Source organism: Vibrio sp. V43_P6S15P86, from assembly GCF_009904725.1.
GTDB classification, from domain to species: Bacteria; Pseudomonadota; Gammaproteobacteria; order Enterobacterales; family Vibrionaceae; genus Vibrio; species Vibrio diabolicus.
Genome location: NZ_WXWT01000404.1, coordinates 1 through 21,059, shown reverse-complemented (window position 1 = coordinate 21,059; position 21,059 = coordinate 1). Strand labels below are relative to the sequence as shown.

Annotated in this window: 14 protein-coding genes; 8 read left to right on the top strand and 6 right to left on the bottom strand. The window is 46.6% G+C overall.

Features of this window, described 5'->3' with window-relative positions; genetic code table 11:
- The 3 genes from dapD to CAG69_RS18245 form a co-directional block, all read right to left on the bottom strand.
- Positions 1–1,013: 2,3,4,5-tetrahydropyridine-2,6-dicarboxylate N-succinyltransferase (gene dapD, locus CAG69_RS18255; RefSeq protein ID WP_161445526.1), on the bottom strand; the 1,013-nt coding region annotated here is incomplete at its 3' end.
- Between the two features lie 329 nt (positions 1,014–1,342).
- Complete coding sequence (locus CAG69_RS18250; RefSeq protein ID WP_041852896.1) at positions 1,343–1,639, bottom strand: YebG family protein; 297 nt, start codon at positions 1,637–1,639, stop codon at positions 1,343–1,345.
- A gap of 128 nt (positions 1,640–1,767) precedes the next feature.
- On the bottom strand, positions 1,768–2,694 hold the full coding sequence (locus CAG69_RS18245; RefSeq protein WP_161445524.1) for a LysR substrate-binding domain-containing protein: 927 nt from the start codon (positions 2,692–2,694) through the stop codon (positions 1,768–1,770).
- Positions 2,695–2,803: 109 nt separating this feature from the next.
- Between CAG69_RS18245 and CAG69_RS18240 the strand changes: the two genes are divergently transcribed.
- Entirely contained in the window at positions 2,804–3,778 is a 975-nt protein-coding gene (locus CAG69_RS18240) for a TDT family transporter (RefSeq protein WP_023584104.1), read from the top strand.
- A 75-nt stretch (positions 3,779–3,853) separates the two neighbouring features.
- Here CAG69_RS18240 and CAG69_RS18235 read toward each other — a convergent pair whose 3' ends face one another.
- Positions 3,854–5,677, bottom strand: coding sequence for a DUF3413 domain-containing protein (locus tag CAG69_RS18235; protein ID WP_161445522.1), 1,824 nt, complete (start codon positions 5,675–5,677; stop codon positions 3,854–3,856).
- Positions 5,678–5,929: 252 nt separating this feature from the next.
- Between CAG69_RS18235 and recC the strand changes: the two genes are divergently transcribed.
- The 3 genes from recC (at position 5,930) to recD (ending at position 15,570) form a co-directional block, all read left to right on the top strand.
- Positions 5,930–9,421 (top strand): exodeoxyribonuclease V subunit gamma, encoded by a 3,492-nt coding sequence (gene recC / locus CAG69_RS18230; RefSeq protein WP_161445520.1) that lies wholly within the window; start codon positions 5,930–5,932, stop codon positions 9,419–9,421.
- A 327-nt stretch (positions 9,422–9,748) separates the two neighbouring features.
- Positions 9,749–13,423, top strand: coding sequence for an exodeoxyribonuclease V subunit beta (recB, locus tag CAG69_RS18225; protein WP_202600820.1), 3,675 nt, complete (start codon positions 9,749–9,751; stop codon positions 13,421–13,423).
- Positions 13,423–15,570: an exodeoxyribonuclease V subunit alpha gene (recD, locus tag CAG69_RS18220; protein WP_161445518.1), complete on the top strand. Its 2,148-nt coding sequence runs from the start codon at positions 13,423–13,425 to the stop codon at positions 15,568–15,570. Before recB ends, recD begins: the two co-directional genes overlap by 1 nt.
- Before the next feature lie 34 nt (positions 15,571–15,604).
- Here recD and CAG69_RS18215 read toward each other — a convergent pair whose 3' ends face one another.
- On the bottom strand, positions 15,605–15,793 hold the full coding sequence (locus CAG69_RS18215) for a hypothetical protein (protein WP_005380230.1): 189 nt from the start codon (positions 15,791–15,793) through the stop codon (positions 15,605–15,607).
- Positions 15,794–16,193: 400 nt separating this feature from the next.
- The gene (gene argA, locus CAG69_RS18210) at positions 16,194–17,531 is read right to left on the bottom strand and encodes an amino-acid N-acetyltransferase (protein WP_012841478.1); all 1,338 of its coding nucleotides are present in this window, start codon (positions 17,529–17,531) and stop codon (positions 16,194–16,196) included.
- 162 nt (positions 17,532–17,693) lie between these two features.
- Between argA and CAG69_RS18205 the strand changes: the two genes are divergently transcribed.
- The 4 genes from CAG69_RS18205 to csdE all read left to right on the top strand — a co-directional run bounded on the left by CAG69_RS18205 (position 17,694) and on the right by csdE (position 20,898).
- Positions 17,694–18,149, top strand: coding sequence for a DUF2850 domain-containing protein (locus CAG69_RS18205; protein ID WP_161445516.1), 456 nt, complete (start codon positions 17,694–17,696; stop codon positions 18,147–18,149).
- A gap of 273 nt (positions 18,150–18,422) precedes the next feature.
- The gene (mltA, locus tag CAG69_RS18200; protein ID WP_012841480.1) at positions 18,423–19,526 is read left to right on the top strand and encodes a murein transglycosylase A; all 1,104 of its coding nucleotides are present in this window, start codon (positions 18,423–18,425) and stop codon (positions 19,524–19,526) included.
- 99 nt (positions 19,527–19,625) lie between these two features.
- A complete protein-coding gene (tcdA, locus tag CAG69_RS18195) occupies positions 19,626–20,435 on the top strand; it encodes a tRNA cyclic N6-threonylcarbamoyladenosine(37) synthase TcdA (protein ID WP_005484934.1) in 810 nt (269 codons plus the stop codon).
- A 34-nt stretch (positions 20,436–20,469) separates the two neighbouring features.
- The gene (gene csdE / locus CAG69_RS18190; protein WP_161445514.1) at positions 20,470–20,898 is read left to right on the top strand and encodes a cysteine desulfurase sulfur acceptor subunit CsdE; all 429 of its coding nucleotides are present in this window, start codon (positions 20,470–20,472) and stop codon (positions 20,896–20,898) included.
- Positions 20,899–21,059: the final 161 nt, after the last annotated feature.

The following is a 21,059-nucleotide window of genomic DNA, read 5'->3' as shown; positions in this document are numbered from 1 at the left end:
TCGCTGTTCAGTTCAACCGCGCTCTTGTTTGCAAGACACTCGATTTGACCAGTTACAGAGTTACGACGGAACAGTAGGTCAGAAACACCAGCAAGATCGCGAGCCTTAACCACTTCGACTTCTTGACCTTCAGAATCTAGCATGAGTACTTTAGAGCCAGCGGTTACGTACAGACCTGATTCGATAGTACAACGATCACCCATTGGGAAGCCAAGACCTGCGTTTGCGCCTAGTAGAGAGTTTTCACCGATGGAAACCACCACTTTACCGCCGCCAGATAGTGTACCCATGATAGATGCACCGCCACCGATGTCTGAACCGTTACCAACAACAACGCCAGCAGAAATACGGCCTTCAACCATGCTCACGCCAGTAGTTCCCGCGTTGAAGTTGATGAAGCCTTCGTGCATAACAGTTGTGCCTTCGCCAACGTGTGCGCCAAGACGTACGCGAGAAGTGTCTGCGATACGAACACCAGTTGGTACCACGTAGTCCACCATTTTAGGGAACTTGTCTACGCAATCTACGCTTAGCGTACGGCCAGCTAGGCGAGCTTCGATTTGACGCTCAGCCAGCTCAGGTAGGTCGATTGGGCCTTCGTTAGTCCATGCGATGTTGTGTAGTAGACCGAAGATGCCATCCAGTACTGTGCCGTGTGGCTTAACTAGACGGTTAGAGATAAGTTGAAGTTTTAGGAAGCCTTCAGCAACAGATTGTGGCTGTTCATCCGTAGCTAGAATAACCAGTACAAGCGGCTGTGCTGATTCTGCTGCTTTGGTTGCGAAAGATGCGTTTGCTGCATCGCCGTTTGCTTCGAAAGCCGCCGCAAGTTCTGCGCTTTGTGCAGCAGAGATCTCGATAGCTTGGTTGCCTTTTTCGTAACCTGCTACTGCTGCTAGTGCGTTAACAAGCTCTTCATTTGGGTTAAGAACTGGGTTTGGGAAAAACGCTTCGATGATTTTGCCGTCGCGGTTTTTAGTTGCCGTACCAAAGGCTAGAGAAAAGAAAGCCATAGTTGATCTCCATGTGTTGAGTCTTGTGTCTCGTCTGTTCACTGACAAGAAATAATTAAGTTGTCAGCCATCATAATGAGAGTGCTAGGGAGTTTAAAGAGGGGAAATAGATAAAGTCTGTAGATGGATACCTTTTGTCTTTTGGGAGATATGTCTGTCTGATGAGAAATGTGGTTGTGAGGTGGTCAATTAGCAGGTGTTTGTTGAAATGAAAGAAGGCGATTTGTCGTATCTGTGCTCGAAAGAAAGGGCGATCTTTCCATGATGATGTGTGCCTTCAGATATAAAAAACGCCACATGATGTGGCGTTTCTTTAACAAATGAGAGGCTTATGCAGCGTCTTCTTGCTTGTCTTCTTCTACAGATTCAAGCTTTTTTGCTTTCTTTGGTGCCGGTTTGCGTTTTGCACCCAGTGCGTAAAGCACTTCTTCTTTGTTTTGAGCGAGGTACATCGCAAGATCTTCTTGCTTACCTTCGTCTTCTAGAAGTTCACTTTTACCTAGCAGCGTGAATAGTTCGTCTGCCATGTCTAGCATTTTATCGTATGCGTCAGCTTCCGCTTTAGAGGTAAAAGTCATTTTCTCTTCTCCATTGCGTTCTACCACGTACTTGACGATTACAGCCATGGTTGGTCCCCTAACTTGGTGTATTGATACTGGCTTTTTATACAGTTTTTGACCAGTTAAGTCTAGCGACAAGCCTAAGAATGAGAGACACGTACAACTAACTGACCAGCATTTAAACTATCTCCGTTTCACTTGGAGGGCGTATTCTCTCGATAAAGGTTATTTGGTCGTTCCCAATCTTGGCAAAATTCGATAAACGTTCTGAGTAGTGGGCTTTGGTATTTCTCTTTGTGAACCAGTAGCCAGAAGCGACGTTTCATATCTAAAGGCATGTCGAGCAGTTGCACGCGACCGTCACGAATAGCATGTTCTGCAGACAAACGTGACAAGCAACCTAAGCCCAGCCCAGCAGATACTGAGTTGATCAACGCTTCGGTGGTATTGAGCTGAAAAGCTTCATGCCAATGTTCCAAGCGCGGCGCGACAACGCGCATAAAAAATTCGCGTGAACCAGATCCTGCCTCTCGCAATATCCATTCGCTGTTTTCTAGCTCGGTTAAGTTTATTGGCCCTTCGTGCGCGGCTGGGTAATCGGGCGCGCAAATCACGCACATTTCATCTTCGCTAAACTGGGTAGACTGCAATTCAGGGTGAAGTGTTTTGCCTTCAATGAGGGCGATGTCTAACTCGTAATCGGTCAGCATGTCGCAGATTTGTGCAGAGTTAGAAATGAACAGACTTTGAGAACGATGGTTCGTTTGCTGACGAAATTCGCTAAGCAAATAGGGTGCGACTTGGTTACCAATGGTGTCGCTGGCACCAATGCGAAGTTGGCCCGATAGCGCTTGGTCACCATCGAAAATGCTCTCGATGTCTTTGGCTCGGTTGAGTAATTCATCCGCCAGTGGCAGCAGTTTTTGACCTTCTTGGTTCAAAATTAGTCGGTTATTAACACGATCAAACAAATGATGGCCGATCTGTTTTTCTAATTCTGAGAGTGCCATGCTCACTGCCGCTTTCGATAAAAAGAGACTATCAGAAGCCGCTGTGAGCGTTTTGTGCTGCGTGATCGTCGTAAACACTTTCAGTTGTTTAAGAGAAATGTGACTTGCCATACCCCACCGTTAAGTAATTTTGAACGTTTGTTTTAAATAATTAGATATATCAGAACGAAGTGCAAGCGTATTATACGCTCCATCAAGAGTGAGTCTGGTTGAGGTCATCATGATTCAAAGAACAAAAGCAAAAGTAATGGGAGCACCAACTCCGATGGCGGGTTTGGCTCTTGGTATTGCAAGCTTAGGCTGGAGCTGGGAAAACTTCGCCGAATTACATGGCTACGGACAGTGGATTAGTGCGGGTATCGCGAGCGTATTGTTGGCTATATTAGCAACCAAGTTTTTGCTACATAACCATCTATTGAGACAAGATCTGGCTCATCCGGTTGTGGGCAGCGTGGTTCCGACATTTGCGATGGGCACTATGGTGGTATCGAACTCTCTCGGCCATTTTTACCCATTGGCTGGTGATGCGCTTTGGCTGATTGCGGTGGTTCTGCATATCGTGTTCTTGGTGAGCTTTGTTTACCATCGCGCCAAAGATTTTGAATTGCACCACATGGTTCCTAGTTGGTTTGTACCGCCTGTGGGTATCATCGTTGCGGATGTGTCTTTCTCTGGCAACCCGATGTTAGCACCAGTGGCACAAGGTGCATTGATGTTTGGTATGGTGGCGTACGCGATCATGTTGCCGATGATGATTTACCGTTTCATGTTCACCCATGAAATTCCGGATGCAGCGAAACCAACAATGGCAATCATGGCAGCGCCAGCAAGTCTATCATTGGCAGGGTACTTAACGGTCACTGCGACACCATCACCAGTGATCATCGCTATGCTATTTGGTATCGCGGTATTGATGACAGCCATCATATATCTCGCGTTCTTTAAATTGCTTAGACTGCCATTCAGCCCAGGCTATGCGGCGTTTACCTTCCCGATGGTGATCGGTGCGACGGCGCTGTTTAAAATGGCGAATTGGATGGAGTTGCAAGGATTGGCTGCGCACTATGTTCAACAAGTGCGAGGCTTAGCTGGTCTTGAGTTGATTGTGGCAACATTTGTTGTCTCTTATGTGGCTTTACAATACATCAACAACTTATTGATTCAGCCACGCTTGATGCACGCTCATCACGCTTAAATAGCAGATAGGAAAAAGCCTCTTGGTCTTACTGCCAAGAGGCTTTTTTATTTCAATCGGCGTCGATGTTGGACACTAGCCTTTTTTGTAAAATCGCGACATCTCATCCAGAGAATGACGAATGATATCGACAGGAACTTTCTGTTCTTTCTCGACTTTTAACTGGCGATTCAGTTGCTGAGAGTGCCCGCCAGGATTGACCACAAGCATCAGTTCTTTGCCGACCAATGCATAGTTGTAGTAGCTGCCAGCAATATACCAATCGCGAGGGGCAGAGCTATCAAACAAGTTATGACCAACGCTGTATGAACTCGTTGTGCCTTGAACGTCAAACAGCGTATTCATCATGGTTGGCACGACGTCAAAATGGGTCGTGCGGTAATTAATTTGCTCTGGTTGACGATTTGGCATGTACACGTAAAGAGGAACATGTACTTGAACGTCACTGTAGTTACCCGTGTGGCCCCAATAGTTCATCTTATGGTCATTAAACTCTTCACCATGATCAGATGAAATCACCACAATGGTGTTGTCTAAGTCGACGTTTTTCAGCACATCACCAATCAAGCTATCGATGTAGTACAACGAATTCTTGTATCGATTGTGGTAAAGCGAAGCGTCAAAATCGTTGTTGAGCAAAATGTGGTCAACGCGTTCCCAGTATGGTTTGAATTTCGCAAATTCTGGTTCGGGAAATACTGTGCCGTGGGCGGCATCGTAGAACAGAAAACCAAAGTACGGTTTGTCGCTGTCCTGCTTTTGGAACTCGATGAACTTGTCTGTGATCTGCTGATCGCGCTCGACTGCTGTTTCCCCAGTTTGTTTCAAGGTCAAGTCCGACACTTTTTTGAATACCGTGCGAGAAAGTGGCGGGCTGGTGAGCGGTGCCGAGCCAAAAATGCCCATGCGGTAGCCTTCTACTTGCAGCGTATCCATAAAAACAGGAGAGCGTTGACTTGCGTAAAAGCTTTCCCAGTAGGTCGCTGGCAAGCTGTAAAACAGGCTGAAAATACCCGCTTGAGTTGAGTTGCCGCCGCTCATGTGTTGTGTGAAATTCACCGTTTTTTCGGCGAACTTGCTGACATTTGGCATGACTTCCGGCGTCGCATCATTGTAGCGCCACGCGTCAACCAAGATAAACAAAACATTGGGCTGCTTCCCTTTGCTTTGCACTTGAATGGGCGCAAGCGGGTAGTTGAGTGAGCTACGTTCAATGTTGGTTAACTCTACGCGGTTCTTCGATGCAATGTTCTCGTCCACTAGGTCGTGTTTGTAAATAAATTTACGAGCCGTCAGCGGGTAGTAAAGTGGCCAGTTATTCGAAAACTGACTGACTTCATCGTCGTAAAGCGCGTTTTTGTACGCATGAATCATCTGTGTGCTGAGCAATACAGCAAACCAGACGCTGATCAAAACGAACTTAGCTCGGCTTTTTGCCAGTTGATTACTTACCCAAACGGTACAAGCGAGCCCGATCACCAGAATGGCAATTTCACTGATGAAGATTAGCCAACTCATCCAAGAAATATCGAAGACATCACCACCACCTTCGAAAAACATACGGATTAATAGGGCGTTGATGTGAAGTTTGTATTGCTGAAAAACGAGGATATCGACTTTAAACATGACCAATAGACAGATCGCAATAGCGACCACGATGCCTTTGAATGCTCGAGTCGGTAGAAAAGAGAGCAATAAACTCAACAACATAAATGGAAGAGCGATCAAGCCCAGCCAGCCATATTGAGTCGAAACCAAATAGTAACCTTGCAACAAGGTTAGCGGTTCATTCTGATTGTTAGACAACACAAAAGGATAACAAGCGATCGACAGATACACTGCAAAGCAAGCAAAAAAAGCAATCAGCCAAGCGCTGTTGGAAGACAGTTTGCGAAACATACTTTTTGTTTGTTTATAAATTATGGGTAGAGGGAGTATAAAACAGTGTTTTTTATTATGGAACAGTTGCGATGGATGTCACATTTTGTATGGAAGTGTCGGACTTGATTGACATGTGAAAATTAAGAAGATTCATACTCTATTTGAGTGATATATAACCTTTTGTTTTTTCCAAACGCGAGATCACTGCGGGTTTAAATCGGGCTGTGCTAAGCTAGCTAACAGTTTCAATCGGCGCTCGGTATTCCCAATTTGTTTACTGTTTATCACTCCAACCAAGTTGACGTTCTTAAATCACTCCTTGTCGAACTGATTCGAATCAGTCCGCTGGAAAACCCGTTCGAAAAAGAACAAATTCTGGTTCAAAGTCCGGGCATGTCCCAGTGGCTAAAAATGGAATTGGCCAAAGAGTTTGGTGTTGCCGCGAACATTGATTTTCCGCTTCCTGCTACCTTCATTTGGGAAATGTTTACGCAGGTGTTGCCAGACGTGCCAAAACGCAGTGCGTTTAACAAAGAAGCGATGACGTGGAAGTTGATGCATCTGCTGCCGGGGCTTCTCAACCAAGACGTGTTTTCGCCGTTAGCGCAGTACCTCAAAGATGACAGTGCTCACTCTAAGCTGTATCAGCTGGCTGAGAAAATTGCCGATATTTTCGATGGTTACTTGGTGTATCGTCCGGAATGGATCGCAAGTTGGGAAGCTGGGCAGAGTGTGCCAGAGCTGGAAGATGAGCATCCGTGGCAGCCGATCTTATGGCAAGCGTTGTACGATCACACTGTGTCATTAGGGCAGTCTCCATATCACCGTGCCAACCTTTATGAGCACTTTATCGACACGTTAGCGAGCTTTAACGGCAATTTTGACCATTTACCCAAGCGTCTGTTTGTTTTTGGTATTTCCTCGTTACCGCCTCGCTATATGGATGCGCTAAAAGCAATTGGTGAGCATATCGATGTGCATCTGATGTTCACCAACCCGTGTCGCTATTACTGGGGTGAAGTTCGAGATCGCAAGTATCTAGCTCGTTTGGCGGCGAAACATCGTCAGCACGTTGTGTGGCAGGACGATCACTCGGAAGTGCAAGGTGAAACAGAGCAGCTGAAAGGATCACTGGAAGATAATGTGATCGATGAGCTGCACACCGATGTGGTCGGAAACAGTCTGTTGGCATCCATGGGTAAACTCGGGCGCGACAATATGTATCTGTTGTCTCAGCTGGAATCTCATGAAATCGAAGCCTTTGTTGATGTTGAGCGCGACAGTCTGCTCCATCAATTGCAAGCGGATATTCTCAATCTTGAAGAACATCAAGATGATCAACAGATTGAAAACAGTCATCACAAACAAGTGGTTAGCTTGGGTGATAAATCACTGAGCCTACACGCTTGTCACAGCCCGATGCGCGAAGTTGAAGTGCTGCATGATCAACTGTTGGCGATGTTCGATGATGACCCAACGTTAAAACCGCGCGATATTATCGTGATGGTCGCGGACATCAACGCTTACAGCCCTGCGATTCAGGCGGTCTTTGGTAACGCGCCGGGTGAGCGTTTTATTCCATATTCGATTTCTGACCGAACCGCCGATCAAGAGAGCCCAATTCTGGCTGCATTTATGCAGTTGGTGAACTTACCCAATACGCGCTGTTTGGCATCAGAACTACTCGAACTTCTGGAAACTCCGGCGATATTAAAGCATTTTGAACTCAGCGAAGATGATTTCTTACAAGCCAAACAATGGGTTGAAGAATCGGGAATTCGCTGGGGGTTGGATGCCAATACCGGACGCGAATTTGAACTGCCGGAAACCCGTCAAAACACATGGCAATTTGGTATTCAACGCATGTTGCTTGGCTACGCGATGCCAGAATCCGCAGGTTTGTTTGAAACCGAGCAAGGCACTTTATCTCCGTACAACGAAGTGCAAGGCATGGGCGCAGAGCTTGCGGGCAAGTTGGCACACTTTATCCAACAAATTAGCACTTATCGAAGCAAACTTTCTCATGTTCAGACTATTGATGGTTGGCGAGAGACTTTGGTTTCACTGCTGGATGACTTCTTCTCAGTTGAGTTAGAAGGCGAAATGGCGCTCAAATCCATTCGCGATACGCTCAGCCAACTCAAAGAGCAATTAGCTGATGCCGCATTTGATGATGCGTTGTCGCCGTCGATCATCAGCCAATACCTTCAAAACAAATTATCTGGCACACGAGTCAGCCAGCGCTTCCTGGCTGGTCAAGTGAACTTTTGTACCCTGATGCCGATGCGCTCTATTCCGTTTAGAACCGTTTGTCTACTGGGGATGAATGACGGCGTGTACCCACGCTCCATGCCGCCAGAAGGCTTTGACTTGATGACCGGAAGAACCAAACCGGGCGACCGTTCGCGCCGAGATGATGACCGTTACCTATTCCTCGAAGCAATGCTATCGGCACAGCAAACGCTCTACATCAGTTATGTTGGCCGTTCAATCCAAGACAACACCGAGCGAGTGCCTTCGGTTCTGGTTTCTGAGCTGATGGAATACTGCCACCAAAACTATTGTTTAAGTGGTGATGAAGCGTTGCCCGTTGATGAGTCTGGCGACAACTTGTTAAACGCGTTGGTGAATACGCACGCCATGGTGCCGTTTAGCCCAAGTGCGTTCCAAGGCATGCACGCCAGCTATGCGAAAGAGTGGATTCCAGCGGCATTGACTCAAAGTTGCCAATCGCAAGGCTATGTTCGTCGTGATTTTAATCGTGCATTAGACGACTATCTGTTAGGAGCGACGTTCCCACTTGAGCTCGACTTAGTCGAGTTGCAACGTTTCTGGCGCTTACCGGTGCAGTATTTTTTCAATCGTCGTTTAAAAGTAATCTTTGAACCGCCACTACCGGTGATGGAAGACGACGAACCCTTTGTTTTAGGTGGTTTGGAAAGCTATCAAATGCGTGATGAGCTGTTAGAAACCTTGCTTGAAACGACATTGACGCAGCCAGAAAAAAAAACAGAGGTGCTTAAACACTTTATGAGTCAACAGCGCGCGCAAGGCAAACTGCCGGTGGGGGCGTTTGGTGATATCGAGTTTGAAACCAACCGAGTTCAGGCGGAAGAGCTGGTGGATAAACTGGCGTTTTTATCTGGTGCGCCTCAAGACGATTTGGAAATCGACCTGACGTTTGACTCTTTGTTTGAGCGAAATGAAGGCGAAGAGAAAAACGTTCGCCTGACTGGTTGGCTGACTCAATACTACCAATCCGGTTTGATTCGCTACCGAAGCGGTAAGATTCGAGCGCAGGATTACCTTGCAGCGTGGATCGATCACCTTGCCATGTCGGCGTCGGGTCATGCTAAGAAAACCCACATCATTGGTTACGATCGTAAAGAAGGTGCGCTGCATTTAATCTACCCAGAAATTGCCGATGCGCAGTATGCCAAACAGCTACTGACTGAATTAGTTCGCTTATTCTTCGAAGGCATGACTAAGCCTTTGCCTTATTTCCCGAAAACGGCGTTGGCTTGTGTTGAAGCGGGCTTTAGCCGCGGTCAGTGGGTCGATGACGAAGAGAAATCTTTGAAGAAAATGGCTGACGCATTCAATGATGGCTTCATGAGCCCGGGCGAAGGCAATAATGCGTACATCTCTCGAATTTGGCCAGCTTGGAATGATGAGTTGGCCTCAGAAGTTCGTTTGCTGACAGCATTAGTTTTGCAAGGTGCGCGCTTAGCGATTCAAGACGCTGATGACGTAAAAGCGTAATAAAGACAGTTGGATAAAGAGAAGGAAGAGTAGGGTGGCCGCCAGAAAATCATTATTTTTTGTAGGGCGTTCGCTGTACGGCCACAAGGTCAGAGGGACCATGATACTTTTGTTTAATTCATTTGAGTTGTGCCGCCAAAAAGGTTTGGCTTATCTCGTGGGGCGCATACTAACGGTACGTCTTATGGATAACCGTGAGAAAGATCTCACAAAGCTCTAAATTATCCAACTTGTTAAACATATTAATAGAATTTTTAACTATAGATCACATTTATTAGGTGATACGTCCTAGTAAATAATCCGGAGAGATTCAGCGTTATGGATCAAATGTCAGGTGCAGAGTGTCCTCTACATACGTTAGACCGCACAGAGCAACCTCAACCAACGCCACTAGAACCGATGACGTTTCCTCTGCATGGTGCGAGGTTAATCGAGGCATCAGCAGGTACAGGTAAAACCTTCACTATTGCAGGTTTATATCTGCGTCTTTTGCTTGGTCATGGCAGCGCGGAAACTCGACATCGCGTACCGCTTACGGTCGACCAAATTCTGGTTGTAACCTTTACCGAAGCGGCAACTGCGGAATTGCGCGATCGTATCAGGGCAAGAATCCATGATGCGCGAATCGCGTTTGCGCGTGGACAGAGTTCCGATCCGGTGATCCAACCTTTGCTTAATGAGTTTGACGATCACAAGCAAGCCGCAGAAATTTTATTGCAGGCAGAGCGTCAGATGGACGAGGCGGCGGTCTACACCATTCACGGTTTTTGCCAACGTATGCTAACGCAAAATGCGTTTGAATCTGGCAGCCGATTTAACAACGAGTTTGTGACCGATGAAAGTCACCTAAAAGCGCAAGTTGTAGCCGATTACTGGCGTCGCAATTTCTACCCGTTGCCATTTACCTTGGCTGGAGAAATTCGCCAGCTATGGGGCTCTCCATCTGCGTTGTTGTCTGACATCAGCAATTACTTAACCGGTGCGCCGTTAAGCCTTTCTGTTCCTGCAATGAAAGGCAGTTTGGCTGATCTTCATACTGAAAATCTGAAAAAAATTGATGAATTAAAAGCACAGTGGCGAGAAAGCCAAGATGACTTCTTAACGCTGATTTCAGATTCAGATATTAACAAACGCAGCTACACCAAAAAGTCTCTGCCGACGTGGTTGGAGGCGGTAAACGCTTGGGCAGCAACGGAAACCACAGGATACGATTATCCAGACAAGCTGGAGAAATTCGCGCAAAACGTCTTGTTGGAAAAAACACCGAAAGGCAGTGCGCCGCAGCACGCGGTATTTGAAGCCATTGAAACATTTCTTGCCAATCCAATCAGCTTAAAAGCGCCACTGCTTGCTCATGCGATTGAGCATTGTCGTGCAATGCTGGCCAACGCGAAAAATCAAAAACAGTGGCTCTCTTTCGATGATTTGCTGACGCAACTTTCTGCTTCTATCGATACGGACGAAAGCGAGCTTTTAGCGGCGCGTATTCGTACTTTGTATCCCGTCGCAATGATTGACGAGTTCCAAGATACCGACCCGCTTCAATACAGTATTTTCAGCCGTATTTATCTGAATAATCCGGAATGTGGTTTGTTTATGATCGGTGATCCCAAGCAGGCGATTTATGGCTTTCGTGGCGCAGACATTTTCACTTATATCAAAGCGCGTAACCAAGTAAGTGCCCACTACACGTTAGGAACCAACTGGCGTTCTAGCGCAGATATGGTGCAGGCGGTAAACCAAGTATTTGCTTTGCCAGACAGTCCATTTATCTATGATTCGGATATTCCGTTCTTACCCGTTAAGTACAGTCCCAATGCCGAAAAACGCATTTGGACTATGGGTGGCCAAAAGCAACCGGCGCTGACTTATTGGTTGCAAGAAGCGGACGATAAACCGCTACCAAAAGGCGAGTATTTGACTCGGATGGCGGAGGCGACCGCAAGCCAAATCCAAACCATTTTGACGCAGGCTCAACAGGGGCAAGCGTGTCTGGTGAATGGCGAAAAACAGAAAGCGGTTCAAGCGGGCGATATCACGGTGTTGGTTCGAACAGGTAGTGAAGGTCGAATGATCAAACAAGCGCTGGCTGAACAAGGCATTGCCAGCGTGTACCTGTCTAACCGAGACAGTGTGTTTACCAGTTCAGTGGCGCAGGATTTACAGCGTTTGCTGCAAGCGGTGCTGACTCCAGAAAATGACCGTGCACTGCGTGCAAGTCTTGCCTCTGAGCTGTTTGCCCTCGACGCAGCAAGTTTGGATGCACTTAATAACGATGAAATTGTGTGGGAAAACGCCGTAAACGAATTCAAAGAATATCGCAAGCTTTGGGTTCAACGTGGTGTGCTGCCGATGTTGCGCGCGGTGATCAGCAAACGCCATATTGCCGAGCGATTACTAGAAGAAGGTGCGAGTTCACAGGGTGAAAATGGTGAGCGAGTACTTACCGATTTAATGCACATTGGTGAACTGCTTCAACAAGCCAGTAACGAACTGGATAGCGATCACGGTCTGCTGCGTTGGCTCGCTCAGTCTATCAGTGATGCGGAAAACGGTTTGGGTGGCAGTGATGACCAAATCCAACGTTTAGAATCGGAACGTAACTTAGTGCAGATCGTAACTATTCACAAATCAAAAGGCTTGGAGTATGACCTCGTATTTCTGCCGTTTGTGTTCAGCTATCGAGAAGCCAGTGAAGCCAAATATTACGATGCTGCCAATGACCGCACGGTACTGGATATCACTGGCAATGATGCGTCCATGAAGCAAGCGGATAAAGAGCGTTTGGCGGAAGACTTACGCTTGATATACGTAGCACTAACGCGAGCTGTATATGCGTGTTTTATCGGAGCCTCGCCTTTACGCAATGGCCGTTCGACCAAAGAGCCAACTGGCGTACACCGCAGTGCGATTGGCTATTTGATTCAGAATGGTCAAGAAGGTGGCATTAACGATTTGCACCAAGGTTTAACAAAGCAACAAGACGAGCTTGATTGTGTCGTTGTGGCCGATCCGCCGCATCAACTCGAAGAGAAGTACGTAGCGCCACAAGAAGAAATATACGATCTTAGCGCGAAAGAGCTGCAAAACCCTATCGATAGAAACTGGCGCATCACCAGTTATTCTGGCTTGGTCAAGCAAGGCTCTCATCACGCCGAGCATGATGCCACGATTGAGATTACGGGTTTTGATATCGACTCATCTGAAGAACAAGATGAAGCGGATTTGGTGGAGCCAGAGCGTTCTATTTTTACCTTCCCTCGTGGTGCGCGTCCGGGTACGTTCCTGCACAGCCTGTTTGAGGAAATTGAATTTACTCAGCCAGCCACGACGGAAGAGAATACACAAATCATCCTTGGTTTGATGGAAAGCGAACAACTCGATGAAGAGTGGTTGCCCATTTTACAGCAATTGATTGATACCGTACTCGCAACGCCGTTGGATGGTAAGTCTTTGCTGCTTAATCAAAAAGCACCGTCGCAACGTTTGGTGGAGATGGAATTTTTGCTGCCGATTGAAGTGTTGTCTGCACCGGCGTTAAACCGAGTCATTCAACGTCACGATCCGTTGTCAGCGAAAGCGGGGGATTTAGGTTTCCAAACCGTGCAAGGCATGCTTAAAGGTTTTATCGATTTGGTGTTTGAACATCAAGGTAAATACTACGTGCTTGACTGGAAATCGAATCATCTTGGCGACGATGTGACGAGCTACCATGGTGAGGCTCTGAAATCGGCGATGGCGGATCACCGCTACGATTTGCAGTATCAGATTTATGCGTTAGCACTGCATCGTTTCCTACGTAGCCGATTGGCCAATTATGATTATGAACAGCACTTCGGTGGTGTGTATTACTTGTTCTTGCGCGGTATGGATGGGCGGAGTGACCACGGCATTTTTGCCGCGAAACCAACCTTAGACTTCTTACAAGAGATGGATCGTTTGATTGATGGTCAAGCACTTGAAACACGCTCAACTCAAGCCGGGCAGATGGAGCTACTTTAATGACGACAAATCACAATCTTCATTCTGACCAAGATAGCCTATTGGTAGTGTTGGAACGCTTGGCGCACAAAGGTGCCATTCGTCAGCTTGACTACCAATTCGCCTGCTTTATTGATTCTCAAACTCATGAGGAACAGTCGGATAGCCAAGCACTGGCGTTTATCGCGGGTGTTGTCAGTAGTGAGCTCGGCAAAGGACATATCTGTCTGTCTCTGTTCGATGCTCAAGGGCAATCTACGGATTTAGCCAGTAAGCTAGGGCTGTTTGGTGAGTCGGCATTGGCGCTCAACACACAGTTGCAAGGCATAGACTGGATTCAAGTATTACAAAATTCCAGCGTGGTCGGCGCGCAAGGAGAAGCCTTGCCTTTAATGTTCGATGGTGAGCGTCTGTATCTGCATCGCTATTGGCATTATGAAGTGACACTGGCGGAAAAGCTCAATCAGTTGGGCGCCGCAGTTAACTTGCAGTCGCAAGAGTTAGCGCGATTATCGGACTTGCTCAACCATCTGTTTGCACGCCAATACCATTTTCTGTTTAACGCGTTAGGCAAAGCAGTAGAAGCGGGAAGCAGCAACCAAGTGTTGCGTCAGCAATTGGTGTGTGACCACCTTGATGTGGTCGCAAGCGAATCGTTGGATTGGCACGCCATTGATTCCGTGCTTAGCAATGCGCGCAAGGTTCAAGATTTGCAAATACTGGATGAACTCGTACCACTCTCGGCTTGCGTGAACTGGCAAAAAGTCGCGGCGGCGGTTGCGTTAACTCGTCGATTTGCTGTGATTTCTGGTGGCCCTGGTACGGGTAAAACGACGACGGTAACCAAATTGCTTGCTGCTTTGATTGAACAGGCGACGCACGAGAAAAATCTAACCATCAAGCTGGTGGCCCCGACGGGGAAAGCGGCGGCGCGATTAACCGAGTCCATTGGTAAAGCAGTGCAAGAGCTGCCAGTTTCTCCGGAGCTAAAAGCCAAAATTCCGACTGAATCAAGCACCTTACATCGGTTGCTGGGCGCGATTCCTAATAGCGCAGAATTTCGTCACAACAAGCAAAATCCACTGCATTTGGATATTTTAGTTATCGACGAAGCGTCGATGGTCGATTTACCAATGATGTATAAAGTGGTCGATGCCTTACCGAAACATGCGCGGCTGATTTTGTTAGGTGATAAAGATCAACTTGCCTCAGTTGAAGCAGGGGCAGTGTTGGGTGATATCTGTTCGTTCCATGCATTGGGTTATGGCAAAGAGCAGGCGTCAGCCATCGCAAAACTGACGGGTTTCGATACTTTAGCCCATACGGGGAACAGTGCCTCCAGCATTGCCGATAGCTTATGTATGCTGCAAAAGAGCTACCGATTTGACGCTCGCTCAGGCATTGGTCAGTTGGCAAAAGCGGTTAACTTAGGTTCTGCTGCGAGCGTAGATAACGTCTGGGCGCGTGACTTTTCCGATATCGAACATTTCGCACTAAGTAGTCAACATTACAACCAAATGATGCAGACGTTGGTACAGGAATACGGTCGTTATCTCAAACGCATTGGACAGCAAGAAATCGATCCTAAAACCGGAGATCCAGAGTCGCTAACGCACAAAGCCAAAGCGGTGTTAGATACTTTCAACCAATGTCGATTACTGTGCGCGATTCGTGAAGGTGACTTTGGTGTGGCTGGGCTAAACCAGCGCATCGAGAAAGCGCTCGCGGCGCGCAAGTTCATTCAAGTTCAGGATGAAATTTGGTATCACGGGAGACCCGTCATGATTACGCGTAATGATCACGGTTTAGGTTTGTATAACGGTGATATTGGTATTTGCATGCGAGATGACACTGAAGAAGAACCGCGTTTGAAAGTCTTTTTTGAGTTACCTGACGGCAGTGTGAAATCGGTCTTGCCAAGCCGAGTACCTGAACATGAAACGGCTTACGCCATGACCATCCATAAATCGCAAGGCAGTGAATTTGATTACACCCTGATGATTTTGCCACCAGACTTTAGCCCGATATTAACTCGTGAGTTGATTTACACAGGCATTACCCGCGCGAAAAAGCGTTTAGCTCTTTACGCCGAACTCAATGTTCTGAAGCGAGGCATTAAAGTGAAAACCACTCGTGTGAGTGGATTAGTACAGCGGCTTACTAACTAAAACAAGAAGACCGAGCTTATGGCTCGGTCTTCTTTTATGCATGTTTTGCGAACGCGTTGGTAAAAGACACGCTGCGTATTTTGTATTGCTGTTGATAAGCAAGAATAAAATCTCGGATAGCGTCATTTACGGGGAAAACACAGTGGACGTCTAGGCCTTCTAAAAACTGATTGTCAGCCATATCCCAGAAGCTTTGAAGCGAATTACAAATGATTGTTCTCATAACAGTGCTCGTCTCGGCTTATTTAAAGTCAGATTAACAACTGTCCTTGGTGTGCAATACGGAGCTAACTAGTTTTTCAATTGCCCAGTATTTTAGGGTGAAGGCTACATTACATCACCTAGATCCATTCGTATTGGTTAAAAACCAATCACTAGCGAGCAGAGTATAGCCAACCAAATGTATATTTAAAAGATAAAATTGGAACGAAAATCAAGCAATGGTTTGCGTATTTCTAAGTTGGTGTTTATATGATGACTCGCTAGCTCGAAGCAGGATTTATGTGAGGCCTTACTCCAAAACAAACTTGATGTGCAGGATTGAGCGTCAATGAGCTGAATCCCGCACCTTGAGGTTTTGGTATAGCGGAGCGTTAAATTTTGCTTCGTGATTTAAGGTTAAGCTACAAATCTAGCGCTAAGATTTTTGACTTACGCTGGAAGTTATATAGCCCTTGTTTGGCTCCGGGCAAATAGTCGACACTGACTTCGTAAAAACCTTGCTCTCTGAACCAATGCAGACTGTGTGTCGTGAGGACAAAAATCTGATCAATGGTTTCGGATTTAGAACGATGTTTCATGTAGTTGAGCAGTAACAAACCTCGGTTCCCATCACGATAGTCAGGGTGAATCGCTACGCAAGCCATCTCTGCTTTGCGCTCTTCTGGGTATGGATAAAGGGCTGCACAGCCAATAATCAGACCGTCCTTTTCGATAATGGTAAACTTTCCAATCTCTTGCTCTAGCTGCTCTCGAGAGCGCCTAACGAGTACACCTTGTTCTTCTAAAGGACGAATGAGGTCTAAGATACCGCCAATATCGTCAATATTGGCTTGCCTCACTTGTTCAGCGCTCGCCATAACGACTTGGGTTCCGATACCGTCGAAAGAGAACAACTCCTGAATTAGGGCTCCATCTACTTTATAACTGATCAAGTGGCTGCGAGGTACTCCGGCACGGCAAGCGGCAATAGACCCTTTAAGAAAGCGCAGTGTCCCAGTGTTGTAATCTAGGTCAGGAGACGTATTTTCAGAGAGCGTTTTGATGACATGCTCCGCCTCAATTGGCAGCAACTCGGCGACAGCATTGCCGTTGTCATCAATGACACCTTGTTCTGAACAGAAACCAATCAGCTTATCCGCACCCAGCTTGATCGCTAGTTGGGTGGCGACTTCTTCCGATAATAAATTGAAGCACTCGCCAGTTACAGAGCTCGCAATGGGGCCAAGTAGCACAATAGAGCCTTGATCAAGAGTGCGGTTGATAGCATCGGTGTCAATGCGGCGAATACGTCCACTATGGCAATAATCCACCCCGTCATCAACGCCGAGTGGCTGAGCAATGATGTAGTTTCCGCTAACGACATTGAGCTGGGTGCCTGCCATCGGAGTGTTGTTGAGGCTCATTGATAGGCGCGCAGTAATCGCAAGTTGAAGTTGTCCGGCAGCTTGCATAACAACAGATAAAGCCGATTCATCCGTAATGCGGATATTTTTGTGGTAAGGCGTAGTGAGGTCTTGTTTTTCTAGCAGCTGATTAATTTGAGGACGTGCACCATACACCACCACGACTTTAATTCCGAGGCTGTGCATGAGTGCGATATCATTAATAATATTGCCAAAATTTTTGTGTGCGACGGCTTCTCCGCCCAGCATGATCACCATGGTTTTTCCGCGGTGAGCATTGACATAAGGTGTTGATTGACGGAATCCTTTTACGAGAGCAGTACTACGAATTTTCACTACAGCCATTCCTTTGTTTAATTATGTTAAAATAATGCCTTTTTATTCACTTGGTGGCAAGGTGAAATTTTGGAATAAAGCACAAACATATTGAGGTAGGTTATTGGTCCCGTTGAAGGGGAGAGTTACAATGAGCGCGTCTTTTCTCAATACGTGAACCTCATGTCTTCTGCTGTTAATAAGAATGCTGCGATCACTGCTTCAAATCTGTCAAAAACGTCATCTAAATCAATGTTTCGTAAGTGGCTAGAGCGTTCTCTCATGCTTATAGCGATAGTTGGAACCGTTGTCGTGTGCATGCTGTATAGTGATTTGATTACTCGAACCATTAATCCGCCTATTCTTAAATCGACTATTTATGGTCGCTGGGTTGAGCAAGATGTTGCGCCTTATGCTCGTGAAGAATTTGTGTTGAGTGAGCGCGGTGTTACCGTAAATGGTTCGACAGTGGCGACCAGTTTTGAATTCGATGGGGATTCGTTTTCATATCGAGTGGGTTCAAATGAGCGGCACTTCAATTTTGTGGGTAAGCAGCATGCAGAAATGAAGCTGGATGCCAATGCGCATTATCTACCTGTATTCCGTTTAGAGGGTCGTGCAAGGATTGCGGTAAGATAGTCGTTTTTATTATTGTCTCTTAAGCTGAGAGTCCTTGCGTCTGTGAGTCACATGGATGATCACAACTTCATCTCTCAATCAGTAAATCTTACTTTCAAACATAATCCGGACAATTCCGTAATTCTTCCGCTGTTATCATGTTGCATTAACTGAATGAATTCACAACGAGTAAACGGATTGGCTTAGCGTTGAAACATTTTGTCGTTGCTTTTCAATTGCACCGTATGCATTTGTTTGCCATCCTTTTGCTATTCTCTTTTACGGAAAAGACACGTGTTAAAAAAACTCCTTCCTATTATCTCTTTGAGCCTACTCTTTGGCTGTGCTCAACAAAATGATCGCGCTCAGCAATATCTTGATGGTGAGTTTCCTCAGATCCTCAATCAAGTGGATGTGGTTGAGTCTAACAAACCGCGCGATTTTACTGAATTTAACAAGCAAGCTGAGCAAGTGGTGATAAAGTCACCATCCATGGCGAAGATGTACCAACCGCTATATCAACGATTAAGTGAGTGGGCGCAACAGAGTGGAGATACCAGTGCGTTGAGTGCGTTTGGCATTCAAGCCGCGCAATTGGGTGGTGGTGATAAAAAAGGTAATGTGTTGTTTACCGGATACTTTTCTCCCGTGATGGAACTGCGTCATACACCAAACGACATTTTTAAGTACCCAGTTTATGGCAAGCCAAACTGCTCATCAGATTGTCCGACTCGCGCGGAGATCTACAATGGAGCACTAGATGGACAAGGTTTGGTGCTAGGTTACGCGCCTAATCGTATCGACCCATTTATGATGGAAGTGCAAGGCAGTGGCTACGTGCATTTTGAAGATGATGATACGTTGGAGTACTTTGCGTACGCGGGTAAAAACAACAAAGCTTACGTCAGCATTGGCCGCATTTTGATTGAACGTGGTGAAGTGCCGCGTGAAAAAATGTCCCTCAAAGCAATCAAAGAGTGGGTGATGGACAACGACGATGCGACAGTGCGCGAGTTGTTGGAGCAAAATCCTTCTTACGTTTTCTTTGCGCCAAAAGCAGAAGCGCCAGTAACAGGCTCGGCTGGTATTCCGTTGTTGCCAATGGCCGCGGTCGCGGGTGACCGTTCTATCTTACCAATGGGTACGCCAATCTTGGCGGAAGTGCCACTGCTGAATGCCGATGGTACGTGGAGCGGCGCGCATCAACTGCGCATGCTGATCGTATTAGACACAGGTGGTGCGGTAAAACAAAACCATTTGGATCTGTATCATGGCATTGGTGCGAGAGCAGGGACAGAAGCTGGGCATTACAAGCATTTTGGTCGAGTGTGGAAACTTGGGTTGGAAAACTCACCAACTCAAGCGCCTTGGGCTTTACCGCCAGAAAAGCTACAATAGCTCCCCAAGAAAGAGGAACTCCCTCTTATCTAGACATTTCATCAAAGAGTGCGTATAAATCGCACTCTTTGTTTTTCTATCGATCATCTGGACTTCAATATGCGTGAACTCGATACCCCTGCATCTGACAGCTACAATCAACGCTTTGGCGGCACTCGTCGTCTTTATGGCAACAGCGAAGTGGACATTCTTCGCGCTGCACACGTTTGTGTGATTGGTATTGGTGGCGTAGGTTCATGGGCGGTGGAAGCGCTGGCTCGTACGGGGATCGGTGAGCTAACTCTGATTGATATGGACGATGTTTGTGTCACGAACATTAACCGCCAAATTCATGCGATGACGGGCACCGTTGGCCAAAGCAAGATTGAAGTGATGGCCGAGCGTGTCAAATTGATCAACCCAGAGTGTAAAGTCAATCTGATTGATGATTTCATCACGCCAGACAATCAACATGAGTACTTAAGCAAAGAGTTTGATTACGTGTTGGATGCCATTGACAGCGTAAAAGCGAAGGCGTCTTTGTTGGCTTATTGCCGCAGCAACAAGATCAAAGTGATTACTACGGGTGGCGCTGGTGGTCAGGTTGACCCAACGCAGATCATGGTCGCTGATTTAACGAAAACGATCCAAGATCCTCTAGCGAAGAAGATCAAAGACACTTTGCGTCGTCATCATAACTTCCCTAAGAATCCGGCTCGTAAGTTTGGTATTGATTGCGTGTTTTCAACCGAGCAGCTGAAGTACCCTCAAGCAGACGGTTCAGTGTGCGGTGTGAAGTCGACAGCGGAAGGTCCAAAACGTATGGATTGTGCTAGCGGATTTGGTGCGGCAACTGTCGTAACCGCGACGTTTGGCTTTGTTGCGGTATCGCGAATCGTTGAGAAGCTGATTCAAAAACACAAGAAGTAGTTCAGCCAAAAAGCATCAAACAGAAGGGCACATTATGATCGATTTTCCTGCATCTCCATTTGGAACAGAAATCACCAGCGAAGACATTGTCGCAACGATGCAGCAATTTAAAGGCTGGGAAGATCGTTACCGTCAGGTTATTCAGTGGGGTAAAAAGCTGCCACTAATGCCAGAAGAGCTGAAATCAGAACAAGTTACCGTTTCGGGCTGTGAAAGCTTGGTGTGGTTAGTGAGCCAAGAGCAAGATGGCGTTTGGCATTTTTGTGCGGACTCCGATGCGCGTATCGTCCGTGGATTGATTGGCTTGGTAATGGCAGCTTATGACGGTAAAACGGCCGAACAAATTCAAGCATTTGATATTGATGCTTATTTTGATCAACTGGGGCTTGTCTCCCATTTAAGCCCGTCACGTGGTAATGGCTTGAAAGCTATTGTTGAGCAGATTAAGCAAACCGCCGTGTAATGAGCCATTTCCCCAGTTTTTAAAAAACGCCGAATAGCTTAGCTGTTTGGCGTTTTTTGTATCTGAGTTGAGACTGTGAGTATCGTGAGAATAAAAAATACGCACAAAAAGCGTTTTTGACTTTTTACCGACCATTATATTGATCTAGGACTATTATATTG

Coding starts and splice junctions, on each gene's coding strand:
- CAG69_RS18240 (WP_023584104.1), top strand. CDS start 2,804: ATGATTCAAAGAACAAAAGCAAAAGTAATGGGAGCACCAACTCCGATG.
- CAG69_RS18235 (WP_161445522.1), bottom strand. CDS start 5,677: ATGTTTCGCAAACTGTCTTCCAACAGCGCTTGGCTGATTGCTTTTTTT.
- CAG69_RS18215 (WP_005380230.1), bottom strand. CDS start 15,793: ATGAGAACAATCATTTGTAATTCGCTTCAAAGCTTCTGGGATATGGCT.
- CAG69_RS18250 (WP_041852896.1), bottom strand. CDS start 1,639: ATGGCTGTAATCGTCAAGTACGTGGTAGAACGCAATGGAGAAGAGAAA.
- recB (WP_202600820.1), top strand. CDS start 9,749: ATGTCAGGTGCAGAGTGTCCTCTACATACGTTAGACCGCACAGAGCAA.
- recD (WP_161445518.1), top strand. CDS start 13,423: ATGACGACAAATCACAATCTTCATTCTGACCAAGATAGCCTATTGGTA.
- CAG69_RS18245 (WP_161445524.1), bottom strand. CDS start 2,694: ATGGCAAGTCACATTTCTCTTAAACAACTGAAAGTGTTTACGACGATC.
- CAG69_RS18205 (WP_161445516.1), top strand. CDS start 17,694: ATGTCTTCTGCTGTTAATAAGAATGCTGCGATCACTGCTTCAAATCTG.
- csdE (WP_161445514.1), top strand. CDS start 20,470: ATGATCGATTTTCCTGCATCTCCATTTGGAACAGAAATCACCAGCGAA.
- tcdA (WP_005484934.1), top strand. CDS start 19,626: ATGCGTGAACTCGATACCCCTGCATCTGACAGCTACAATCAACGCTTT.